The sequence below is a fragment of the Nonomuraea sp. NPDC049419 genome, assembly GCF_040676995.1.
GTDB classification, from domain to species: domain Bacteria; phylum Actinomycetota; class Actinomycetes; order Streptosporangiales; family Streptosporangiaceae; genus Nonomuraea; species Nonomuraea salmonea.
Genome location: NZ_JBFAQB010000009.1, coordinates 335,504 through 356,191, shown reverse-complemented (window position 1 = coordinate 356,191; position 20,688 = coordinate 335,504). Strand labels below are relative to the sequence as shown.

The following is a 20,688-nucleotide window of genomic DNA, read 5'->3' as shown; positions in this document are numbered from 1 at the left end:
CCCAGGCGAGCAAAACGGCCGGGACGGAAATGAGGTTTTCGCCGGACGCGAGCCGACGGCGAAAATGATTGCCGCGACGGGCGAGTCAGGCGGGCTTGAATCCCCGGTGCATCGCCACGATGCCCATGGTGAGGTTGCGCCAGGCCACCCGCTCCCAGCCGGCGTCCTGGATCATGCCGGCCAGCGTGGGCTGGTCGGGCCAGTCGCGGATCGACTCGGCGAGGTATTCGTAGGAGTCGTCGTTGGAGCCGAAGACCTTGGCCACCTTGGGCAGCAGCCGCATCAGATATTCGCGGTAGACCAGGTCGAAGCCGCTCACCGTGACGTGGGAGAACTCGAGGATCACCAGCCGGCCGCCCGGCCTGGTCACCCGCAGCATCTCGCGCAGCGCCTGCCCGGTGTCGTGCACGTTGCGCAGCGCCACCGAGATCGTCACCGCGTCGAAGGCGTCGTCGGCGAAGGGAAGCCGCAGCGCGTCACCCGCGATGAACGGCACCCCAGGGCCCGACAGCGCGTTGCCGCCGTGCCGCCGCACGCCGGTGCCCAGCATGCCGAGCGAGAAGTCGGAGGCGATCGCCCGCGCGCCCAGCGTGGTGAACGCGTCGGTCGACGTGCCCGTGCCGGCGCCGAGGTCGAGCACCAGCTCACCGGGGCCGGCGTCGACCGCGGCGGCCACCGCCTTGCGCCAGGCCCTGACCTGCCCGAGGGAGATCACGTCATTCACCAGGTCGTAACGCCGGGCGGTGCGATCGAACATCGCGGCGACCTCGTCCGGCCTCTTGTCCAACTGAGCGCGCGTCATGCTCACACCCTATGGCCATCAGGATATTCGACGGAAAGTAGCAACTTGATTACCGTACGTCTGCTAGATATTGGCGAATGTTTGCCCGTGTCGCCCTTGCGGCGATCATCACCTCGTCCCCCGTCGCGCACGCGCGCGTCGTGTCGGCCGACCCGATCGACACCACTCCCCACGTGCTCGACGGCATCGTCAACGCGATCACGGTCGTGGGGCGCACCGTCGTGGTCGGCGGCTCGTTCAGCGAAGTGAGCGACGCCGGCCGCAGCACGGTGCTCCCGCGCGCCAACCTGTTCGCGTACGACCTGCACACCGGCCGCATCCTGCGGGACTTCGCGCCCAGCGTGGCGGGCCCCGTGTACGGCCTCGCGCCCGGCGACGGCGGCACCGTCTACGTCGGCGGCGAGTTCCACGGCGTCGACCATCAGCGCGCCCGCGGCCTGGCGAAGCTGCGGGTCGCCGACGGCGCCCTGGTGCCCGGCTTCGAGCCGCGCATCGGCGGCGGCATGGTGAGCACGCTGGCCAGGCAGGGCTCCCACCTCTATGTGGGCGGCGACTTCGTCAGCCCGCGCACCGCCCTGGCCAGGCTCGACGCCGCCACCGGCGCGGCCGACCCGGGCTTCGCGATCACGCCGGACAACCCGCTGACGGCGCGGGTGAAGGTGCACGCGCTGGCCGTCACCCGCGACAGGCTGCTGGTGGACGGCACGTTCACCACGCTCGACGGCCATTCGCGGCCCCAGGTCGGGCTGATCGACATCAGCCGCCCCGCCGCGCGGGTCGCCGCCTGGCGCACCGACTCGTACGCGCGCCGCTGCGCCACCGCCTTTCCCTCGTATGTACGGGGTCTCGACTTCTCCCCCGACGGCCGCTATTTCGTGATCGTCACCACAGGCGGCCCAAAGGGCGGGATATGTGACACAGCAGCGCGCTTCGAGACGTACGCGAAGGGCTCGGCCGTCAAGCCCACCTGGGTCAACGCCACGGGCGGCGATTCGCTGTACTCGGTCGCGGTGACCGGCGCCGCCGTCTATGTGGGCGGGCACCAGCGCTGGCTGGACAATCCGCGGGGCCGCGACTCGGCCGGCCCGGGAGCGGTGTCACGGCCGGGGATCGGGGCCATTCATCCGCGTACCGGAAAGGCCCTGAGTTGGAATCCCACGCGGGAGCGCGGCATCGGTGTGAAGGCGTTTTACGCCCACAGCGCCGGACTACTTGTCGGTAGCGACACAACGAGACTCGGACGGGAGTACCATGCCCGGATTGGCATGTTCCCCCTGCCCTAGTCGTCCTGCGGCTTCGGGCGGTCGATCCTTGCGCTGAGGCGTTCGCTCATGGCATCGCGCTGCTTCGACAGCAGCACGTAGCTCGCTATGCCGCTGATCACGAATGAGGCGATGATCAGCGCGAGCGGGTTAGACAGGCCGAGCAGCAACAGCACTACCAAGGTCACGGCAAACAGGCCGATCCGCGACGCGGTGTAAACGAGAACGGGATGCACGGCTTCGAGGTTACTCGGACCTGTGCGGCGCTCGCTCTTCGCACGGGACGCGAGCACTGCTACTGTTCCCAGTTAGGGAGTTTCGTAAAGAAACACCCACGAGAGCCCCAAAGAGGCTCTATCATATAACAATCGGGCAGTCAGCTGATAACAACCCGTGATCTTTGTAGAAAACCACGGATAAATCAGGCTTCGCTCGACACACTGGTTACCTGTCCGCCCGCTGGCAGGAAGCGGGATGCGAGGGGGAGAGATTGGTGGAGAGTAGCAGCGAGCGTCTGCTGACCCCAGGAGAGGTTGCCGCCCTCTTCCGGGTAGACCCAAAGACGGTTACACGCTGGGCAGCGGCAGGCCGCATCAGCAGTATCCGCACCCCCGGAGGGCACCGGCGCTTCCGCGAGTCGGAAGTCCACGCCCTTCTCCGAGGCGAGGACGTTCTCACGGCCGACAGGCCAGCAGGTGAGTCCCCGCGCGTCTGACGTTCCGTCAAGTCGGTGATCCTGCATGATGGACCGCTACACAAGTGGTCCATCCCACCAGGATCACCGCTGGCGGGACCCACTGTTCGCGTGCTTTCCTGCCGACACTTCCGTATGGGGAAGCACTGGGGCGGCGCCAACCGCCGACCGTGGCTGGCGCCTGTCCGTACCCCCGCGGGCGCCCCTTCGCCGCGGTGTGCTCAGGCGTCCTCCTGCCGCGCCTTGAAGGCCAGGAACTCGCGCTCCAGGTCGTCGTTCTCCTCCTCCCAGCGCCGGCGGCGCAGCTCCGCCTCCTCCTCGGTCAGCGACTCCGGCAGCCACTGCTCGTAGTCGGGATCACCGGGCTGGACCTCCACGTACGCGTTGCCGATCAGACGCCCGTCAGGACTGGTCAGGCTCTGCGGTACGCGCAACGTCCCGTCCGCGAGCCGGATGACGTACATCGCCGATCACCTAGATTCCGTAGCGGCGGTTGAAGAACAGCATGATGTCGAGCGCCATCCGCGTGTCGCCACCGAGCATGTCCACGAGGGCGGGACGCTGGCGGGAGGCGATGGCGGCGAAGGCGTCGGCGAAGAACTCCTTACGACCGAGCCCGCCTCCCTGCCGGTGGAAGGTCGAGGTCAGCAGCGGCGACGCGGCCTCGTAGAGCCGGACGAACTCCGCCGAGTCGGAGACCCATTCGCCGTACGCGGAGTCCACGTCGTCGATCGCGTGGCCCACCTCGTGCATCATCACGTCGGGAGTGGGCGAGGGCCGGTCACCGACGACGATCTTCTTGTCGCCGTACGCGCCCGCGCAGATGTCCCAGGTCGCGCGCCCCGACGGCAGCGGGGCCCCGCGTAAATAGCCCATGTCGTCGAGGTCGGGGACGCCGCCCGGCCCGACGTAGATGCCCTCCATGCCCTCGGCGAGCAGCTCCTTGAGCCGGTCGGGCAATCTGGCCAGGCTCTCGACCGCGCGGATCACCTCGGCCGGTGGCGGGCCGTACCTGGAGTCCCACTGGCGGTGCAGGATCTTCTCCAGCGCGCCGCAGTGCCGCAGGCCGTCGCCCAGCGAGGGCTGGTCGGGGCGGTTGGGGCGGGCTCTGAGCGGCTGGTCGGGCAGCTCGAAGTCGTACCAGGTGTAGCGGGGGCGATCGACGACGACGGCCGCGGGCAGCCGCTCGCCGTGTTCGCGTACCGCGAAGGCGTCCCAGGCGGCCGAGCTGTGCGGGGCGTCGGCGCCCGGCCAGGACGGCCGCCCGGTTCTCAGCTCGCCGTCAGGGGCCTCGCGGCCGCGCTCGGCGCCCTTCAGCTCCTTGCGCCGCGCGCGCCTGTCCTGGGCCCGCTCGCGGGCGTTACGCCAGATCGACCGGTCGGCGTCGGGAGGCGCCTCGCTGCGCCGGGAGAACAGATAGGACCCGCGCCGCCACCATCGTCCGCGCCGATGCCGGCCTCGGTCGCCGGGACTCTTGTCGTGAGAAAAGGCCATCGCACCTCTCATCAACGCCCCTCGGAGCCCCGTGGACACCGCCGCATCGGCTTCCACGGTACGACGCGGATCTTCCGCTAGTCACCCGAAATGGGACATCAGGCAGCACGATCACGTCTCAACATGGCTTACAGTTCGGGGCATGGCAGGTGTTGTTATCGGCCTGGCGCTGCTGGCCTTCTGGCTCTTCTCACTCTTCGACGTCGTCACCACGCCGGAAGACGAGGTTAGGAACGTACCAAAAGCACTCTGGATCCTTGTCGTGGTGCTCATCCCGCTGCTCGGCGGGCTGGTGTGGATGGCGCGCGGCCGTCCGCGCGCGCCGCGCGCGGCCCGCCCCGTCACCCCCGGCCCGGGCGCGCCGAAGGGGCCCGACGACGACCCCGAGTTCCTGCGCGACCTCGAACGGCGGATGCGCGGCGACGACGTGGCCTGATCGGCGAGCCCCTCTGCTCAGTCTTGGGGTCAGTCCACGTCGGCGTAGCTGTGCAGCCCGTCGATGAAGATGTTGACCCCGATCAGGTTGAACAGCAGGCAGCCGAACGCCACGAGCTGCACGATCATCGCCGCCCTGCCCCGCCAGCCCGCCGTCGCCTTGGCGTGCAGGAAGGCGGCGTAGGCCACCCACGTGATGAACGACCAGACCTCCTTGGGGTCCCAGCCCCAATAGCGGCCCCACGCCCGGTCAGCCCACAGGGCGCCCGCGATGACGGCGAACGTCCACACCGGGAAGGCGAAGATGATCGCCCGGTGCGCCGCCTTCTCCAGCACCTCGCGCGAGGGCAGGCGCGACACCCCGTCGCCGCGCAGCAGGTAGAGCACGCCCGAGACCCCGGCCAGCGTGAACAGGCCGCTCGCGATGATCGCGGCCGTGACGTGGATCGCGATCCAGTACGAGTCGAGCGCCGGCACCACGGGACCCGCCGCGGTGTAGAACACCTTGACCGCGAGCCCGAGCCCGAGCGCGGCGGTGACCATGACGAACGCGCCCAGGAAGCGCACGTTGTGGCGGAGCTGGGTGGCGAGGAACGCGGTCACGGCGGCGAAGCAGATGGCCACCACGAACTCGTACATGTTGCCCCACGGCCACCGGTCGACGGCCAGGCCGCGGGTGACGATGGCGGCGAAGTTGGCGGCCCAGCCGACCCAGGCGAGCACGAGCGCCACCGTCCCGGCACGGGCGGCGGCGGGCGAGGCCGGTACGGGTGCCGCGGCGTCCGCCGTCGTGCCCGCAGCGGCAGTCTCAGCGCCGCGAACGGCCGCCTCGGCGTCGCTCTCGACGGTCTCGGAGACCGCACCGGCGGCGCCCGCGCCCACGGCGACCGGCTGCCTGACCTCGGCCTGCCGCTGCTCGGCGGCCTTCCCGCCCCGCGCCCGACCGAAGGCCAGCTCGATGGCGAAGCCGAGCATGGCGACGACGTAGAGCAGCACGGCTGCGACGACGGAAAGGTCGCTCAGCTCGGCGAGTTGCTCAGCGGACATCTTTCTCTCCTGCTGATAGAACCTTCACGATGTCGGCGAACTCCTCGGCGAAGCCCGCCGCGGAGCCCTCTGTGCGGGTCAGCCCGCCCACCTCGACCCGCCCCTGCGCGACGCGGACGAACACCCGGCGGCGGCGGATCATGAGCGAGAGCGCGATGGCGACCACCGCCGTGGCGGCGGCCAGCAGCGCGGGGAAACGCCCTGGGTCGTACGCCATCTGCAGCGTGATCCACTGCTTGACGCCGGTGAACTCGATCTTCCCGAGCCCGCCGGGCAGATCGACCGACTGCCCCACGGCCAGCGGCTTGGGCGCGTCGGTGCCCATGAGCACCGGCTTGAGCTTGCGCATCACCTCGGGCTCGGCCAGCTCGTAGACCGACTGCGGCTTGCCGGAGCGCAGGCCGAGGTCGCCGGAGAAGGCGCCGAGTATCTGCACCTCGGGGTTGAGCTCGCCGGGGAAGGCCGAGGCGTGGGTGCCGTCGGTCAGCGGCACGCTGGTGGGCAGGAAGCGCAGCAGGAACCCCAGCTGGGACGGCTGCGCGTCGGGCGCCTTGACCACGCAGCCCGAGGTCATGGACGCCTTGTCCTCGATCAGGCAGGGCACGGGCCCCTCGAAGGCCACCTGGCCCTTGCCGTCGGTGACCTTGAAGACGGGCGCGTAGCCGTTGCCGATGAGGTAGGTCTGCGTGCCGTCGATCTCCAGCGGCTCGTTGACCTTGAGCTCGTAGTCGCGGGCCGGCGCCGCCGGCGACTCGTTGACCTTGAGGTGCGCGGAGTAGTCGAGCGCCTGGCCGCGCTTGTCGCCGGTGACCTGGTAGGCCACGTTGAAGTCGGTGAGCTGGAAGCTGAACGGCTCGAGCGACTCGGCGGAGACCCTGCTGCCGGGGATGAACCGGTCGTAGGCGGCCACGGTGTTGGCGAACCCGTCGCCCTCGACGACCAGCACGTTGCCGCGGTAGCCGTACAGCGAGCCCGCGCCGATGGCGAGCAGGATGCCGACCAGCGCGATGTGGAAGAACAGGTTGCCCGTCTCGCGCAGGTAACCCTTCTCCGCCGACACCCAGCCGTCGCCGGTGACCACGCGGAAGCGCTGCCTGCGCAGCCGGGCCGCGGCCCGCTCGACGTCCAGGTCGCTCTCGAAGGCGGCGTGATGAGGCAGGCGGGACAGGTGTTTCGGCGCGGCGGGCGGCTTGCGGCGCAGCTCGCGCAGGTAGACCGTGGTGCGCGGGATGATGCAGCCGATCAGCGAGGTGAACAGCAGCAGGTAGATGGCCGCGAACCAGGTGGAGGTGAAGACCTCGAAGAGCTGGAACCTGTCGTACCACTCGGCGAGGGCGGGGCTCTGCTCGTACAGTCTGGCGACCTTGTCGGGCTCGACGCCGCGCTGCGGCACCAGCGAGCCGGGCACCGAGCCGAGCGCGAGCAGGAAGAGCAGGATCAGCGCCGTCCGCATCGAGGTGAGCGTGCGCCACGCCCAGCGCAGCCAGGCCACCAGCCCGAACGACGCCTGCTCAGGCGCCTGCTCCTTCTCCAGCTCCTTGACGCTCATCAGATCACCGGCTCGAACGCGCCGATCAGTCCTTGCATGGCCGCGATCATCTCTCCCCAGAGCCCGGTCACGAGCAGCACGCCGACGGCCACCATCATGCCGCCGCCGACCCGGGTGATCAGGCGCGAGTGCTTGCGGATGGCGCGGAACGTGCGCAGCGCGCGGCTGTAGGCCAGCGCGGCGCCGATGAAGGGCAGGCCGAGGCCGAGCGCGTAGGCGACGGCCAGCAGCGCGCCACGCCCGGCGCTGCCCTCGTTGAGCCCGAGCGTGAGCACGACGGCCAGCGTGGGGCCGATGCACGGGGTCCAGCCCAGCCCGAACACCACGCCGAGCAGCGGCGCGCCGGCGAGCCCGGCGGCCGGCATGCGGTGGATGCGCACGTCGCGCATGAGGCCGGGCAGCAGGCCGAGGAAGGCCAGCCCGAGCACGATGGTGAGGACGCCGAGCACCCGCGTGATGATCTCGGCGTTGCCCAGCACGACCGAGCCGATGCCGCCGAACAGCGCCCCGCTGAGCACGAACACCAGCCCGAACCCGGCGACGAACAGCGCGGTGCCGAGCACCAGCCGCCCCCGCTTGGGGTCGGCGCTCATGCCCGTCACGTAGGACAGGTAGCCGGGCACCAGCGGCAGCACGCACGGCGACAGGAACGACACCACCCCCGCCAGCACCGCGATCGGCACGGCCAGCAGCAGCGAGCCCGAGGCGACGACGTCACTCATCGCGCACCTTGGTCACCGTGTTCATCAGGTCGGTGTACTTGACCGCGCCGAGCGCCCTGGCCGCGATGCGGCCCTGCTTGTCGATGACCAGCGTGGACGGGATGGCGGCGGGCGGCACGGTGCCCTGGAAGGCCAGCGCGACCTTGCCCGGCTGATCGAAGATGTGCGGGTAGCCGGTCTGCTCGGTGCGCTCGAACGCCTTGGCGTCGGCCTGGCGGTCCTTGAAGTCGACGCCGAGGAACTGCACACCGGAGTCCTTGGTCTTGGCCCAGACCTCCTTGAGCACGGGCGCCTCGGCCCGGCAGGGCCCGCACCACGAGGCCCAGAAGTTGAGCACGACGACCTTGCCCTTGTGCGCGGCCAGCGAGGCCGTGGCGCCGTCGAGGGTCGGGCCTTCGACGGCCGGCGCGGGTTTGCGCTCGCCCGCCTCGAACACCTGCATCTTCCCGTCGCCCGCGACGAAGCGGGTGTCGCCGGCCTGCGGCTGGCCGCCCTGGTTGCCGGCGCAGCCCGCGACCAGCACGACCAGGAGAAGGAGGGAGATGGAGTTGGCGCGCACGGAGGAAGATCTCCTTGTACTACAACCGGTAGAGCTTGCAACTCTACCGGGGTGCCCGTGCGCCCCGGACATCAGGCCCCGGGGATCGACGGCCCCGTCTGCAACGACCCGGCGGGCTCGCTGTAGCCGATGCTGACGAGCCGATCGCCGTCGAAGGTGAGGGTGGTGAGGCTGGCCAGCGCGCACTGGCGGCGGCGCGGGTCGTGCCAGAGCCTGCGGCCCTCGGCGGCCGAGCGGATGGCCCAGATCGGCAGCTGGTGGCTGACCAGCACCGCCTCGTGGCCCCGCGCCGCCGCCCTGGCGTCGTCGATGATCGACTTCATCCGCTTGACGATGACCGGGTAGGGCTCGCCCCAGGACGGCCGCATCGGGTTCCAGAAATAGCGGTAGTTGCGCGGGTTGCGCAGCACGCCGAGGCCCTGCCCGACCATGCGGCCCTCCAGCAGGTTGCCCGCCTCGATCAGGCGCTCGTCCTGGACGATCTCCAGGCCCAGCTTGTCCGCCAGCGGGGTCGCCGTCTCGATGGCGCGCTCCAGCGGCGAGCTGTAGAGGGCGACGATGTCGCGGCCGCCGACGGCCTTGGCGACCGTCTCGGCCATGAGCCGGCCCGTCTCCGACAGGTGGTAGCCGGGCAGCCTGCCGTAGAGGACGCCTCGGGGGTTGTGCACCTCACCGTGGCGCAGCAGGTGGACGACGGTGGTTTCAGCCATGGTGGGCCCAGCCTATCCGCTCGCCCGCGAAGCTCAGGCGAGGGACCGCTGCGACACGGCCCCGCCGGATCACTGCACGGCCCAGGCGTTCTCCTGGGTCTTGCTCGTCTCCGTCAGCGCGTCCACCATGGCCCTGATCGCGGGACGGCGGGCGGCGTCGGCGCGCCAGATCGCGTAGATGCGCCGCGACTGGCGCGGGAGCAGCGGCACCAGCCGTACGCTGTCCGGCACGCAGTCGCGCCCGAGCCTGGGCACGATCGCGCAGCCGAGCCCGGCTGCCACGAGCGCGAGCTGGGTCGGGTATTCGTCGGCCCAGCACGCGATCACCGGCTCCAGCGAGGCGCTGCGCAGGGTGAACACCAGCCAGTCGTGGCAGACCGTGCCCGGCGACCCGCTGATCCACTGCTCGCCGTGCAGCGCGGCCAGCTCGATCTCACGCTCGCCGGCCAGCGGATGGTCGGCGGGCACGGCCACGTCGGCCACGTCGTCGAGCAGCGTGGCCTTCGACAGGCCGTCGGGCAGCGCCATCGGGCGGGTCAGCCAGTCCTGGACGACACCGAGGTCCAGCTCGCCCCTCGCCACCTCGCGGGCCACCCGCTCCGGCTCGCGCTCGCTGAGCTGCACCCACAGGTCGGGGTGGCGGCCCTTGAGCGAGACGAGCGCGTGGGGCATGAGGCCGCGGGCGGCGGTGGGGAAGGCGCCGACGTTGAGCCGGCCGACGACCTCGCCGCGCAGCGCCTCGAAGTCGGCCTCCGCGGTCTCGACCAGGGCGAGGATGCGCTCCGCGTGCTCGGCCAGCAGCCCCGCGGCGTCCGTCAGCCGCACGCCGCGGCCGTAGCGCTCCATGAGCCTGGCGCCGGTCTCGCGCTCCAGCTTGGCGATCTGCTGGCTGACCGCCGACGGGGTGACCATGAGGGCTTCGGCCGCCGCTCCGACCGACCCGTAGACGTGGACGGCGTGAAGGGCTTTGAGCCGGTTCAGGTCCAACATGTAAGCCACTCTAAACCGTTTAGCGTAGAAAGTCTCGCTTGTGGTTCATTGTGTAGCGGATGAAAATAGTTGCATGAGAATCCTGAAGCAGAAGAAGCAGCAGACCGGCTCCGTGTCGTACCTGAAGGTGCTCGCAGAGCAGGCCCGCGACCAGCGCATCCGCTACCAGAAGCCGAGCCGCTGACGCCGCGCATGACGAGGGGCGGCCACCTGGACCGCCCCATTCGCTCCTACTCCCCCGTTACAGCACCGCGGCGGCCGCCTTCGCGGCCGCTGGGAGCGCCTCCGTGACGCGGCCCAGCGCCTCGTCGTCGTGGGAGGCCGACAGGAACCACGCCTCGTACGCCGAAGGCGGCAGGTAGACCCCCTGGTCGAGCATGCTGTGGAAGAACGCCGTGTACGCGGCGGTGTTCTGCCCCCGCGCCTCGTCGAAGTTCGTCACCTCGGCGTCGGTGAAGAAGATCGAGAACAGGTTGCCCGCCCGCTGCAGCCGGTGCGGCACCCCCGCCGCGCGCAGCGCCTCCGAGGCGGCGTCACCCACCAGAGCGGCCGCGGCGTCCAGCCGGCGGTACGCCTCGTCGTCCAGATTCCGCAGCGTGGCCAAACCCGCGGCGCAGGCCAGCGGGTTGCCCGACAGCGTGCCCGCCTGGTAGACGGGCCCCTCGGGCGCCAGATGGGCCATGACGTCGGCCCGGCCGCCGAACGCCGCCGCCGGCAGCCCGCCGCCCATCACCTTGCCGAAGGTCATCAGGTCGGCGTCGACCGGGTCGATGCCGTACCAGCCGGCGCGCGAGACGCGGAAGCCGGTCAGCACCTCGTCCACGATGAGCAGCGCGCCGTTGGCCGTGCACAGCTCGCGCAGGCGCGCGTTGAAGCCGTCGCGCGGCGGGACGACCCCCATGTTCGCCGGGCACGCCTCGGTGATCACACACGCGATCTCGGCCGCCGCGAACGCCGCCTCGACGGCCTCGACGTCGTTGTACGGCAGCACGATCGTGTCGGCCGCCGACGCCCCCGTGACGCCCGGCGTGTCGGGCAGCCCGAACGTCGCCACCCCTGACCCCGCCGACGCCAGCAGCGCGTCGACGTGGCCGTGGTAGCAGCCGGCGAACTTGATCACCTTGGACCGGCCGGTGAAGCCCCTGGCCAGGCGTACGGCGCTCATCGTCGCCTCGGTGCCCGAGCTGACCAGGCGTACCTTCTCGACCGGCGCGATGCGCGCCACGATCTCCTCGGCCAGCTCGACCTCGCCCGGCGTGGCGGTGCCGTAGGAGAAGCCGCCCGCCACCGCGCCGGAGACGGCCTCGACGACGGCCGGGTGGCGGTGGCCCAGGATCATCGGCCCCCAGGAGCAGATGAGGTCGACGTAGCGGTTGCCGTCGGCGTCGGTGATGTAGGGGCCCTGCCCGGAGACCATGAAGCGCGGGGTGCCGCCCACCGCTCCGAACGCGCGCACCGGGGAGTTGACGCCTCCCGGTACGACGTCGCGGGCGCGGGCGAACAGGTCTTCGGAGTTACGTGTACGGCTCACCCGACCCAGGTTAGCCGCAGGTGCGGCCGGTTCCCCGGGCGGGCACGCGGCTCAGTCGGCGAGCCACTCCAGGATGCGCAGCGGATCGGGCAGCGGCCTGCCGTCGGGCGGGCGCAGCCAGGAGACGGCCTGCCCGCCGGGCATCACCGAGGGCGGCGCGAGGACGTAGCTGTCGCGGCAGTGCCAGCGCAGCCCCGGCGTGTCGTCGATGGTGGCCGGGTCGCAGTCGAGGTGGCAGGACCACCACTCGTCCTCGTCCTCGGGGTTGCCGCGGGTGGCGACATAAAACAAGACCCGGTCGCCGTTGGCGGCGACCGGGCCCGGGTGTGCCCCGGCGGCGTCGATGCGGGTGAGCGCGGACAGGCCGGCGGCGAGCGGTACGTCGAAGACGTCGAACACGCGGCCCGTGGGGAGGATCACATTGGCCTCGGGCTCGGCCTGCCACCAGCGCGTGAGCTGGGCCGCGTCGGTCGTGGCCTGCATGTGCCAGGCGGGCGAGAGCGGATGGGCGCCGGGGTCGGGACAGCCGAGCCGGTCACAGGAGCACGCACGTCGCCCCTGGCGCAGCGGGAAGGCGCCGGGCACGACGGGCCAGCCCAGGGCGGCGTATTCGAGCACGGCCTCGATGCGCGTCGGCCGGGACCGCTTTTTGGTACGCCGAGCCAGTGGTACCCCCACCATGGTGTCTCCCGTCGAGTCACAGCGCCTGAGGAGGTCCCGGATCCGGGTGGTAGGCGAGCCGCTGTCGGCGGCCTCCCGCAGGGCAGCAAGGGTCTTGCGCCTGCATCACACGCGGGACACACCAGCACTTTCATGCAACTCTAACCCACAGGCCCCAGCGGTTGACGGGAAACCCCTTGGTTAGAGCGTGCGCGCCACTTCCGTCGCCCAGTACGTGAGGATCATGTCGGCCCCCGCGCGCTTGATCGCGACCAGCGACTCGTTGATCGTCCGCTCGCGGTCGATCCAGCCGTTGGCCGCGGCGGCCTCGATCATCGCGTATTCGCCGCTGACCTGGTAGGCGGCCACCGGCACGTCCACCTCGGCCCGGACGCGGCCGATGACGTCGAGGTAGGCCCCTGCGGGCTTGACCATGACGGCGTCGGCGCCCTCGGCCAGGTCGAGCCTGACCTCGCGCAGCGCCTCCTCCAGCGGCCCCGCCGGGTCCTGCTGGTGGGTGCTGCGGTCGCCGAACTGCGGGGCGCACTCGGCGGCGTCGCGGAACGGGCCGTAGAAGGCGGAGGCGTATTTGACGGAGTAGGACAGGATCGGCACGCCCGCGTGGCCCGCCTGGTCGAGCGCGCTCCTGATGGCGCCCACCTGGCCGTCCATCATGCCGCTCGGCGCCACCATCTGGGAGCCGGCCTCGACCTGGGCGATCGCGACGGAGGCGTACCGCTCAAGGGTGGCGTCGTTGTCGACCTCGCCCGACGGCGTGAGGATGCCGCAGTGGCCGTGGTCGGTGAACTCGTCGAGGCAGGTGTCGGCCATCACCACGAGCGCGTCGCCGACCTCCGACACCACGTCGCGCAGCGCCACCTGCAGCACGCCGTCGGGGTCGTCGGCGGCCGAGCCGCGCGCGTCCTTCACCGCCGGGACGCCGAACAGGATGACGCCGCCCACACCGGCCTCGGCGGCCTCGCGGGCGGCCTTGCGCAGCGAGTCGCGGGTGTGCTGGAAGACGCCCGGCATCGAGGCCACCGGCTGCGGCTCCGCGATGCCCTCCTTGGCGAACATCGGCAGGATCAGCTCGGCCGGGTCGAGCCTGGTGCCCGACACCATCCGGCGCATCGCCGCGCTGTTGCGGAGCCTGCGCGGGCGGGCGACGGGGAACTGCGCGCTCATCTGGCTCTCCTCCTCGCGCCGCGGCGGTTCTGTGAGGGACGGCGCGGCGTGTCGCCGGCCGCCAGCGCCGCCTGGCGCTGCTTGGCCCCGAACTCGGCCACCGCGGCGGCCAAGGCGGAGGCGGATGGCTTGTCGGCCATGACGTCGACCCGGAGCCCGAACTCCTCGGCCGTCTTGGCCGTCTGCGGCCCGATGACCGCGATCACGGTGACGTTGTGGGGCTTGCCGGCGATGCCCACGAGGTTGCGCACGGTCGAGGACGAGGTGAAGAGCACGGCGTCGAAGCCGCCGCCCTTGATGGCCTCGCGGATCGGCGCGGGCGGCGGCGCGGCGCGCACCGTGCGGTAGGCGGTGACGTCGTCGCACTCCCAGCCCAGCTCGGTGAGCCCGGCCACCAGCGTGTCGGTGGAGATGTCGGCCCTGGGCAGCAGCACCCGGTTGATCGGGTCGAGCATGGAGTCGTACGGCGGCCACTCGGCCACCAGCCCCTCCGACGACTGCTCGCCCGACGGCAGCAGGTCGGGCTTGACCCCGAACTCGATCAGCGCCCGAGAGGTCGCCTCGCCCACCGCCGCGACCTTGAGCCCGGCGAAGGCGCGGGCGTCGAGTCCGTACTCCTCGAACTTCTCGCGGACGGCCTTGACGGCGTTGGCGCTGGTGAAGGCCACCCACTCGTAGCGGCCCGTGACCAGGCCCTTGATCGCGCGGTCCATCTGCTGCGGGGTGCGCGGCGGCTCGACCGAGATGGTCGGCACCTCCTCGGGCACCGCGCCGTAGGACACGAGCTGCTCGGACAGGCTGCGCGACTGCTCCTTCGTCCGCGGGACGAGCACCCGCCAGCCGAACAGCGGCTTGGTCTCGAACCACGACAGCTTGTCGCGCTGCGCGACGGCCTCGCCGACCACGATCAACGCGGGCTCGGTGATCCCGGCGTGCTTGAGGTCGGCCTGCAGCCGGCCCAGCGTGGACACCACGGTGTACTGCTCGGTGGTGGTGCCGCCGCTGCTGACCGCGACGGGCGTGGTGTCGGGCTTGCCGCCGGAGATCAGCGCCTTGCCGATGGGCACCGCGTCGGCGAGGCCGTTGTAGATGACCAGCGTGCCCTTGCAGCCGGCGTGCACGGACCAGTCCTGCTCCTGGGCGGCGTCGACGACCCTGAACTCGGGCACGGCGCTCGCCGGCGGGATGCCGGCGTAGGTGAGCACGGCGGTCGCGGGCGGCACGCCAGGCACGATCTCGAAGTCCACCTCCGCGGCGACGCAGGCCGCGACCTCCTCGCTGATCGAGGAGAACAGCATGGGGTCGCCCGCGCACAGGCGCACCACGAGCTGGCCGCGCGCGGCGCGCTGCACGAAGTCGCCCTCGGCGACCTCGACGCCCTCGCGGCAGTGGTGCAGCAGCGGGGTCTGGGTCTCGGCGTCGAGCACCACCGCGTCGGCCTTGCCGAGCAGCTCGGCGGCGCGGAGCGTGAGCAGGTTGGGATCGCCGGGACCCGCGCCCACGAACGCGACGAAACCGGAGGTTGGACTATCGGAGCTCAATGGGAATGCTCCCCCATCAATCTGTCGGCCCCTTCGGCGATCATCTCGGCCGCGAGGAGGCGGCCCAGGTTCGCTGCCTCCGAAGGAGAGCCGGCGGCGGACTTGCGGACCGCTTCGCGGCCGTCGATGGAGACGACAACAGCGGTCAGGTTCAGAGTGTGCCCGTCATCGAACGCGAAAGCACCCACCGGAGCCGAGCATCCGGCTTCGAGGGCGTTGAGCAGGGCGCGTTCGGCGGTCACGGCCGAGCGGGTGGCGGGGTCGTCGAGCACGGACAATGCCTCGACGATGTCGGTCCTGTCGGTGCGGCACTCCACGGCCAGCGCGCCCTGCCCCGGGGCGGGCAGCAGCTCGTCGGTCTCGAAGATCTGCGCGATCTCGGCGTCCCTGCCGATCCTGCCGAGCCCGGCGGCGGCGAGCACGACCGCGTCGAGCTCGCCCGAGGTGACCTTGCCGATGCGCGTGTCGGCGTTGCCGCGGATCGGCACGTATTCGAGGTCGGGGCGCAGCGCGCTGAGCATGGCGACGCGGCGCGGCGAGCCGGTGCCGACCCTGGCGCCGGGCGCGAGGTCGGCGAACTTGTGCAGGCCGACGAGCGCGTCGCGGTGGTCGTGGCGGGCCGGCAGCGCGGCCAGCGTGAAGCGCGGGTCCTGGGTGGTCGGCAGGTCCTTCAGCGAGTGGACGGCGAAGTCGATCTCGCCCTCGAGCAGCTCGTCGCGCAGCGCGCTGACGAACACGCCGGTGCCGCCGAGCTGCGCCAGATGGGCCTTGGTGACGTCGCCGTACGTGGTGATGCCGACCAGCTCGACGGGCCCCCCGGTGCGCGCGGTGTAGGCGTCGGCCACCATCTGGGACTGCGTGGTCGCGAGAAGGCTGCGCCGGGTGCCGAGCCGCAGAGCGGGCCTCGTCACAGCTCCACCTCCCTCACGGCCTCGGGCATCTTCGGATCCAGATTGAACAATTCGCGCAGGGCTTCCGCATAATGATCGCCTCCTGGGCAGGTGGCGAGCTGCTTGACACGCACAGTCGGCTCGTGGAGCAGTTTGTCCACCACCCGCTGGACGGTCATGGCGACCTCGTCACGCGCCCGCTCGTCGAGGTCGGGCACCCGCATCAGCAGGCGGCCCAGCTCCGACTCGACGACGCCGGCCGCCTTGCTGCGCAGCGCCACCACGGTCGGCGTGACCCTGGCGGCCCGCTCGGCGTCGAGGTAGGCGCGCAGCTCCTCGGCCACCAGACGGCGCACGGTGGGCACCGCGTCGCCCTCGCGGGAGCCGATGCCGGACTCCTGGATGGTCTCCAGGTCGACCAGCGTGACACCCGGCACCCCGCGCACGGCAGGGTCGATGTCGTGCGGCAGCGCCAGGTCCAGCAGGAACACCGGTTTGCCCAGCATATCCGGCGTGACGATGTGCCGGCCCGCGCCGGTGCAGGTGATCACGATGTCGGCCGCGGCCACCTCTTCCGGCACGGCGGCGAACGCGACCGCCCGGCCTCCGACGGTGGCGGCGAGCCTGGCGCCCCGCTCGTACGTGCGGTTGGCCACGACGATGTCGGTCACCCCGGCGCGCGACAGCGTCGCGGCGGCCAGCGAGCTCATGGAGCCGGCGCCGATCACCAGCGCCCGCCGCCCCGGCAGCTCGCCCGCCAGCGCCAGCCCGGCGGTGACGAGGGAGGCGCCGTGCTTGTCGATGCCGGTGTCGTGGTGGGCGCGCTTGCCCACCCGCAGCGCCTGCTGCACCAGGTCGTTGAGCGTGGCGCCGACCGTGCCCTGGCGCTGGGCCAGCTTGAGCGCCTGACGGACCTGCCCGAGTATCTGCTGCTCGCCGACGACCATGGAGTCGAGGCCGCACACCACGGAGAACAGGTGCTCGACCGCCCGCTCCTCGTAGTGGACGTAGAGGTGCGGGATGAGCTCGTCCACCGGGACGCCCGAGTGCACGCCGAGCAGCTCGCTGATCGACGTGACGGCCGCGTGGAAGCGGTCGACCGTGACGTAGACCTCGACCCTGTTGCAGGTCGAGACCACCATGGCCTCCGCCACGCACGGGTCGTGCTGAACGTCGTGCAGGAGCTTGACGAGGGCGTCGCCGCTGACGGAGACGCGCTCGAGCAGGCCCACCGGTGCGGTCCGGTGGCTGAGCCCGACAGCCAGAACACTCATTGACCGTCCACCGCCATGAGTGGCCCCCCAGCCTTGCGTTGCTCGTGGAACGCGAGAATCTGCAGTTCGATTGATAGGTCGACTTTACGGACATCGACGCTTTCCGGCACGGAGAGTACGACCGGCGCGAAATTGAGGATGCTGGTCACGCCCACGGCGACCACGCGATCGCACACTTGCTGCGCCGCTGCCGCCGGTATCGCCAGTACCACGATCGAGACTCCACGCCGTTTGATCACGGCTTCCAGTTCGTCGATGTGTTCAACATTCAACCCCGCGATGGTGTCGCCCACGATTTCGGGGTCGGCGTCGATGAGCGCCGCGACCCGGAAGCCCCGGGAGACGAAACCGCCGTAGTTGGCGAGCGCGCGGCCGAGGTTGCCGACTCCGACGATCGCGACGGCCCAGTCTTGGGTCAGACCGAGCTCACGGGAGATCTGATAGACGAGGTATTCGACCTCATAGCCTACGCCGCGGGTGCCGTAGGAGCCGAGGTGCGAGAGGTCCTTGCGGAGCTTGGCGGAGTTGACCCCTGCCGCGCCCGCCAGGTCTTCCGAGCTGACGGTGGCGATGCCCCGCTCGGCCATCCCGTGCAGCGCCCTGAGGTAAAGCGGGAGCCTGGCGACCGTCGCCTCGGGGATGCCGCGGTCACGGGGCTGGGACGGGCTCTTCACGTGCCGGTGCTCCAGGAAACGGGCGGCTTGGGGACCGCGTGATCGGAATGGAACCGTCTTTCAGGTTAATCCCTTTGTGAACCGATGCACAAAGTCAGCAGGGGTACGGTTGCGTCATGCACCGCATCACCTTGCTCGGCAAACCCGGCTGTCACCTCTGTGACGACGCCCGCGAGATCATCGCCAGGGTCGCGGGCGAGCTCGGCGTCCCGTGGGAGGAGGTCAGCATCGACTCCTCCGACGAGCTCAAGGAGAAATACTGGGAGATGATCCCGGTCACGCTGATCGACGGCGTGCAGCACGACTTCTGGCGGGTCGACGAGGCGAGGCTGCGCGCAGCGCTCGGCACGTGACGGCTCGGCACGTGACGGCTCAGTACATGACGGTGGGCAGCGGCACCACCTTGGCGGCGTTGACGTCGAGCTCGATCACGTTGGTGGCCAGCACCATCGCCTGACGGTCGTTGACGAACCGCTCGACGTGCGGCTGGCGCAGGTGGTCGCGGTAGGCCACCTCGTCGCGATAGAGCTCGTAGACGATGCGCTGCAGCGGGGCCGACTTCACGGAGTGGCAGGCGTAGACGAGCGTGTCGGGCTCGCCCCTGCGCACGGCCTCGACCGTGGCCTCGGCCAGCCGGTCGAAGGCCTCGCCGGCGCCGTCCATGAGCGTGAAGACGGTGAGCATGCCGTAGATCGTCGGCGAGAGCTTGCCCGAGCCGCCCTGCTGCTGGGCGGGCGAGAACAGGTCGGCGCCGGGGAAGACCGCGCCGGTGGCGGGCGCCGGCGGCGCCAGGTTGTAGTCGGGGCGCTGGGGCGGTGCGCCGTTCATGATGTAGCCGGTGGAGGGGCCGTCGTCGGGCGGCGGCGGCGCCATGCGGGAGGCGTAGTCGACCTCGCGGTCGCCCGCACGATATTCGGCCACCAGGTCGCCGAGCCCCGACGACCTGCGCGGCGGCTGCGGCGGCAGGTCGGCGGCCGGCACCGGCTCCGGCATGCCGTGGTGCCCCGGCACCTCGTCGCGGAACATCGGGCGCTCGTCAGGCCCGCCCTCGCCGGCCAGCGCGCGATCGGCGCGGCGCGCGGCGAACTCCTCACGGCGCTGGGCGCGCTCGTCGCGGCGCGACGCGCGGTCATCGCGGTCGTCGCGGTCGTCGAAGTCGTCCTCGTCGTCGTCCTCGTACGGCGCCAGCGGCCGCAGCACGGTGTACCAGACCGCCGCCCCCGCGACGGCGAGCAGCGCGGTGGTGAACAGGGCCGGCACGGAGAACCGCATCGCGCCCACCAGCGCCAGCCCCGACGGCACGATGACCACGGTGGCGTGGAGGTTGTCGGTGTCGTACTCGTCGCCGTTGCGCCAGCGCAGCCCGGCCACGACGAGCATCGCCAGCATGATCAGCACGGCGACGGCGTGGACGCCGGTGAGCAGGTAGCCGGGGACGATGTTCCAGTGGGCCGCGGCGGTGGGCAGCGACTTGCCCATGTCGTCGGTCTTCAGCGGGTCCCAGACCATGATGACCGTGGCCACGACGGTCAGGGCGATGCCGAGCAGCCACGCGAGGAACCTCGGCGGCACTTTCTCGGCCAGCAGCTGCACGAGCCCGACGGCCAGCCACAGGGGCGCCAGCATCGATCCCGTCACCTGGTAGATCCGGAACGTGACGGAGCCGAAGCCCATGAAGGACCCGAGTGCGATCACGGCGAGTGACAGGCAGAGCCCGGCGACTGCAACGGTCCAGGCGACCAACCATCCCTCAGGCTCGTCGCGCAGGCGTTGGATCAGGGCGGCCGCGGCGATCGCGGACAGGATCGCACCGGCGAGAGCTATGACAGCAACGAGGATCTCCATGGTGACTCCAATGCTGCCGGACGATGCCTCCCAGCCGGTAGCCGAAGAGGGAACGGGTCGGTCCACCACGGTATAGGCCGATTACGCCTAGTCATGCATGACTTCCGTGGATTGTGGATTTTCCGGTTGATTTCTAGAGTGTTCGAGCACGCCGCACCCCTTACCCCTAGGGATACCGGATGCCTGACTCGTCGCCGTTCGCCGGACTGCTGGCGCCAGCTGTCGCCGGCCCTGCCCGGACGGGCGAGCTCGCCGTGCGCGAAGACGTGCCCGACGACCTCCGTACGCTGGTGATGCACGCCAAGAACGGATGCACGCAATCCTTTGGCACGCTCTACGACCGTTACGTCGACCTGGTCTACCGCTACATCTACTTCCGGGTGGGCTCGCACCCGCTGGCGGAGGACCTCACCAGCGAGACCTTCCTGCGCGCGCTGCGCAGGATCGGCGACTTCACCTGGCAGGGGCGCGACTTCGGAGCCTGGCTCGTGACCATCGCGAGAAACCTGGTGACCGACCATTTCAAGTCGGGGCGCTACCGGCTGGAGATCCCCACGGGCGAGGTGATCGACGTTCCGCTCGACGGCTCCCACATTCCCGAGAACGCCGTGGTCACGGCCATCATCAACGATCGGGTGCTGCGTGCCGTACGAGATCTCAATCCCGAACAACAGGAATGCGTCGTCCTGCGCTTCCTGCACGGCCTCTCGCTCGCGGAAACCGCGCTGATCATGGGGAAGAAGAGTGGAGCGATCAAAGCGCTGCAGTTCCGTGCCGTCCGCGCGCTGGCCAGGGCTCTCAAGCACGACCTGGCGTAACCTCCG

General features: G+C 70.7%; 23 protein-coding genes. 5 read left to right on the top strand and 18 right to left on the bottom strand.

Annotated elements, in window-relative coordinates; all coding sequences use genetic code 11:
• Positions 1-85 precede the first annotated feature (85 nt).
• Positions 86-802: a demethylmenaquinone methyltransferase gene (locus AB0K12_RS27305; RefSeq protein ID WP_364566900.1), complete on the bottom strand. Its 717-nt coding sequence runs from the start codon at positions 800-802 to the stop codon at positions 86-88.
• Between the two features lie 77 nt (positions 803-879).
• Here AB0K12_RS27305 and AB0K12_RS27300 point away from each other — a divergent pair, with 77 nt between their 5' ends.
• Positions 880-2,085 carry a hypothetical protein gene (locus AB0K12_RS27300; RefSeq protein WP_364566898.1) on the top strand — a complete coding sequence of 402 codons (1,206 nt, stop codon included), beginning with the start codon at positions 880-882 and terminating at the stop codon, positions 2,083-2,085.
• Here the strand turns inward: AB0K12_RS27300 and AB0K12_RS27295 are convergent.
• On the bottom strand, positions 2,082-2,300 hold the full coding sequence (locus AB0K12_RS27295; RefSeq protein ID WP_364566896.1) for a DUF4229 domain-containing protein: 219 nt from the start codon (positions 2,298-2,300) through the stop codon (positions 2,082-2,084). The genes AB0K12_RS27300 and AB0K12_RS27295 overlap by 4 nt on opposite strands.
• Before the next feature lie 257 nt (positions 2,301-2,557).
• Here AB0K12_RS27295 and AB0K12_RS27290 point away from each other — a divergent pair, with 257 nt between their 5' ends.
• Complete coding sequence (locus tag AB0K12_RS27290) at positions 2,558-2,779, top strand: BldC family transcriptional regulator (protein WP_026214226.1); 222 nt, start codon at positions 2,558-2,560, stop codon at positions 2,777-2,779.
• Positions 2,780-2,979: 200 nt separating this feature from the next.
• Here the strand turns inward: AB0K12_RS27290 and AB0K12_RS27285 are convergent, their stop codons facing one another.
• Both AB0K12_RS27285 and AB0K12_RS27280 read right to left on the bottom strand, forming a co-directional pair.
• Complete coding sequence (locus AB0K12_RS27285; protein ID WP_345394340.1) at positions 2,980-3,222, bottom strand: hypothetical protein; 243 nt, start codon at positions 3,220-3,222, stop codon at positions 2,980-2,982.
• Positions 3,223-3,232: 10 nt separating this feature from the next.
• The gene (locus AB0K12_RS27280) at positions 3,233-4,252 is read right to left on the bottom strand and encodes a hypothetical protein (RefSeq protein WP_364566891.1); all 1,020 of its coding nucleotides are present in this window, start codon (positions 4,250-4,252) and stop codon (positions 3,233-3,235) included.
• Between the two features lie 142 nt (positions 4,253-4,394).
• On the opposite strand from AB0K12_RS27280, the gene AB0K12_RS27275 reads away from it, so the two are divergent.
• Positions 4,395-4,688 (top strand): PLD nuclease N-terminal domain-containing protein, encoded by a 294-nt coding sequence (locus AB0K12_RS27275; protein WP_345394334.1) that lies wholly within the window; start codon positions 4,395-4,397, stop codon positions 4,686-4,688.
• Between the two features lie 29 nt (positions 4,689-4,717).
• Here the strand turns inward: AB0K12_RS27275 and ccsB are convergent, their stop codons facing one another.
• The 13 genes from ccsB to AB0K12_RS27210 form a co-directional block, all read right to left on the bottom strand.
• Positions 4,718-5,734, bottom strand: a complete 1,017-nt coding sequence (gene ccsB / locus AB0K12_RS27270; protein WP_364566887.1) for a c-type cytochrome biogenesis protein CcsB — start codon at positions 5,732-5,734, stop codon at positions 4,718-4,720.
• Entirely contained in the window at positions 5,724-7,283 is a 1,560-nt protein-coding gene (locus AB0K12_RS27265) for a cytochrome c biogenesis protein ResB (protein WP_364566884.1), read from the bottom strand. Before AB0K12_RS27265 ends, ccsB begins: the two co-directional genes overlap by 11 nt.
• Entirely contained in the window at positions 7,283-8,005 is a 723-nt protein-coding gene (locus AB0K12_RS27260) for a cytochrome c biogenesis protein CcdA (RefSeq protein WP_355415516.1), read from the bottom strand. The genes AB0K12_RS27265 and AB0K12_RS27260 overlap by 1 nt, the downstream gene beginning before the upstream one ends.
• Positions 7,998-8,564 carry a TlpA disulfide reductase family protein gene (locus AB0K12_RS27255; protein WP_364566881.1) on the bottom strand — a complete coding sequence of 189 codons (567 nt, stop codon included), beginning with the start codon at positions 8,562-8,564 and terminating at the stop codon, positions 7,998-8,000. The genes AB0K12_RS27260 and AB0K12_RS27255 overlap by 8 nt, the downstream gene beginning before the upstream one ends.
• Positions 8,565-8,635: 71 nt before the next feature.
• Positions 8,636-9,274, bottom strand: coding sequence for a histidine phosphatase family protein (locus AB0K12_RS27250; protein ID WP_364566879.1), 639 nt, complete (start codon positions 9,272-9,274; stop codon positions 8,636-8,638).
• Positions 9,275-9,343: 69 nt separating this feature from the next.
• Positions 9,344-10,264 carry a LysR family transcriptional regulator gene (locus AB0K12_RS27245; protein WP_364566876.1) on the bottom strand — a complete coding sequence of 307 codons (921 nt, stop codon included), beginning with the start codon at positions 10,262-10,264 and terminating at the stop codon, positions 9,344-9,346.
• A 241-nt stretch (positions 10,265-10,505) separates the two neighbouring features.
• Complete coding sequence (gene hemL / locus AB0K12_RS27240; RefSeq protein WP_364566872.1) at positions 10,506-11,795, bottom strand: glutamate-1-semialdehyde 2,1-aminomutase; 1,290 nt, start codon at positions 11,793-11,795, stop codon at positions 10,506-10,508.
• Positions 11,796-11,846: 51 nt separating this feature from the next.
• A complete protein-coding gene (locus AB0K12_RS27235) occupies positions 11,847-12,476 on the bottom strand; it encodes a bifunctional DNA primase/polymerase (protein ID WP_364566868.1) in 630 nt (209 codons plus the stop codon).
• Positions 12,477-12,656: 180 nt separating this feature from the next.
• Positions 12,657-13,640, bottom strand: coding sequence for a porphobilinogen synthase (hemB, locus tag AB0K12_RS27230; protein ID WP_364566865.1), 984 nt, complete (start codon positions 13,638-13,640; stop codon positions 12,657-12,659).
• The gene (locus AB0K12_RS27225) at positions 13,637-15,142 is read right to left on the bottom strand and encodes a bifunctional uroporphyrinogen-III C-methyltransferase/uroporphyrinogen-III synthase (RefSeq protein WP_364566862.1); all 1,506 of its coding nucleotides are present in this window, start codon (positions 15,140-15,142) and stop codon (positions 13,637-13,639) included. The genes hemB and AB0K12_RS27225 overlap by 4 nt, the downstream gene beginning before the upstream one ends.
• Before the next feature lie 35 nt (positions 15,143-15,177).
• Complete coding sequence (gene hemC, locus AB0K12_RS27220; RefSeq protein ID WP_364566859.1) at positions 15,178-16,092, bottom strand: hydroxymethylbilane synthase; 915 nt, start codon at positions 16,090-16,092, stop codon at positions 15,178-15,180.
• Positions 16,089-17,345, bottom strand: a complete 1,257-nt coding sequence (locus tag AB0K12_RS27215; RefSeq protein ID WP_364566856.1) for a glutamyl-tRNA reductase — start codon at positions 17,343-17,345, stop codon at positions 16,089-16,091. The genes hemC and AB0K12_RS27215 overlap by 4 nt, the downstream gene beginning before the upstream one ends.
• A complete protein-coding gene (locus AB0K12_RS27210; RefSeq protein ID WP_355415497.1) occupies positions 17,342-18,019 on the bottom strand; it encodes a redox-sensing transcriptional repressor Rex in 678 nt (225 codons plus the stop codon). The genes AB0K12_RS27215 and AB0K12_RS27210 overlap by 4 nt, the downstream gene beginning before the upstream one ends.
• Before the next feature lie 116 nt (positions 18,020-18,135).
• Here AB0K12_RS27210 and AB0K12_RS27205 point away from each other — a divergent pair, with 116 nt between their 5' ends.
• Entirely contained in the window at positions 18,136-18,372 is a 237-nt protein-coding gene (locus AB0K12_RS27205) for a glutaredoxin family protein (RefSeq protein ID WP_364566851.1), read from the top strand.
• A gap of 19 nt (positions 18,373-18,391) precedes the next feature.
• On the opposite strand, the gene AB0K12_RS27200 is transcribed toward AB0K12_RS27205, so the two are convergent.
• Positions 18,392-19,864, bottom strand: a complete 1,473-nt coding sequence (locus tag AB0K12_RS27200) for an antibiotic biosynthesis monooxygenase (protein WP_364566849.1) — start codon at positions 19,862-19,864, stop codon at positions 18,392-18,394.
• 179 nt (positions 19,865-20,043) lie between these two features.
• Here AB0K12_RS27200 and AB0K12_RS27195 point away from each other — a divergent pair, with 179 nt between their 5' ends.
• Positions 20,044-20,682 carry a sigma-70 family RNA polymerase sigma factor gene (locus tag AB0K12_RS27195; protein ID WP_355415491.1) on the top strand — a complete coding sequence of 213 codons (639 nt, stop codon included), beginning with the start codon at positions 20,044-20,046 and terminating at the stop codon, positions 20,680-20,682.
• The last annotated feature ends 6 nt before the right edge of the window (positions 20,683-20,688 follow it).

Bases quoted from the DNA above. Each gene is read 5' to 3' on its own strand.
- AB0K12_RS27305 (WP_364566900.1), bottom strand. From the start codon at position 802: ATGACGCGCGCTCAGTTGGACAAGAGGCCGGACGAGGTCGCCGCGATG.
- AB0K12_RS27300 (WP_364566898.1), top strand. From the start codon at position 880: ATGTTTGCCCGTGTCGCCCTTGCGGCGATCATCACCTCGTCCCCCGTC.
- AB0K12_RS27285 (WP_345394340.1), bottom strand. From the start codon at position 3,222: ATGTACGTCATCCGGCTCGCGGACGGGACGTTGCGCGTACCGCAGAGC.
- AB0K12_RS27280 (WP_364566891.1), bottom strand. From the start codon at position 4,252: ATGGCCTTTTCTCACGACAAGAGTCCCGGCGACCGAGGCCGGCATCGG.
- AB0K12_RS27275 (WP_345394334.1), top strand. From the start codon at position 4,395: ATGGCAGGTGTTGTTATCGGCCTGGCGCTGCTGGCCTTCTGGCTCTTC.
- ccsB (WP_364566887.1), bottom strand. From the start codon at position 5,734: ATGTCCGCTGAGCAACTCGCCGAGCTGAGCGACCTTTCCGTCGTCGCA.
- AB0K12_RS27265 (WP_364566884.1), bottom strand. From the start codon at position 7,283: ATGAGCGTCAAGGAGCTGGAGAAGGAGCAGGCGCCTGAGCAGGCGTCG.
- AB0K12_RS27260 (WP_355415516.1), bottom strand. From the start codon at position 8,005: ATGAGTGACGTCGTCGCCTCGGGCTCGCTGCTGCTGGCCGTGCCGATC.
- AB0K12_RS27250 (WP_364566879.1), bottom strand. From the start codon at position 9,274: ATGGCTGAAACCACCGTCGTCCACCTGCTGCGCCACGGTGAGGTGCAC.
- AB0K12_RS27245 (WP_364566876.1), bottom strand. From the start codon at position 10,264: ATGTTGGACCTGAACCGGCTCAAAGCCCTTCACGCCGTCCACGTCTAC.
- AB0K12_RS27235 (WP_364566868.1), bottom strand. From the start codon at position 12,476: ATGGTGGGGGTACCACTGGCTCGGCGTACCAAAAAGCGGTCCCGGCCG.
- hemB (WP_364566865.1), bottom strand. From the start codon at position 13,640: ATGAGCGCGCAGTTCCCCGTCGCCCGCCCGCGCAGGCTCCGCAACAGC.
- AB0K12_RS27215 (WP_364566856.1), bottom strand. From the start codon at position 17,345: ATGAGTGTTCTGGCTGTCGGGCTCAGCCACCGGACCGCACCGGTGGGC.
- AB0K12_RS27205 (WP_364566851.1), top strand. From the start codon at position 18,136: ATGCACCGCATCACCTTGCTCGGCAAACCCGGCTGTCACCTCTGTGAC.
- AB0K12_RS27200 (WP_364566849.1), bottom strand. From the start codon at position 19,864: ATGGAGATCCTCGTTGCTGTCATAGCTCTCGCCGGTGCGATCCTGTCC.
- AB0K12_RS27195 (WP_355415491.1), top strand. From the start codon at position 20,044: ATGCCTGACTCGTCGCCGTTCGCCGGACTGCTGGCGCCAGCTGTCGCC.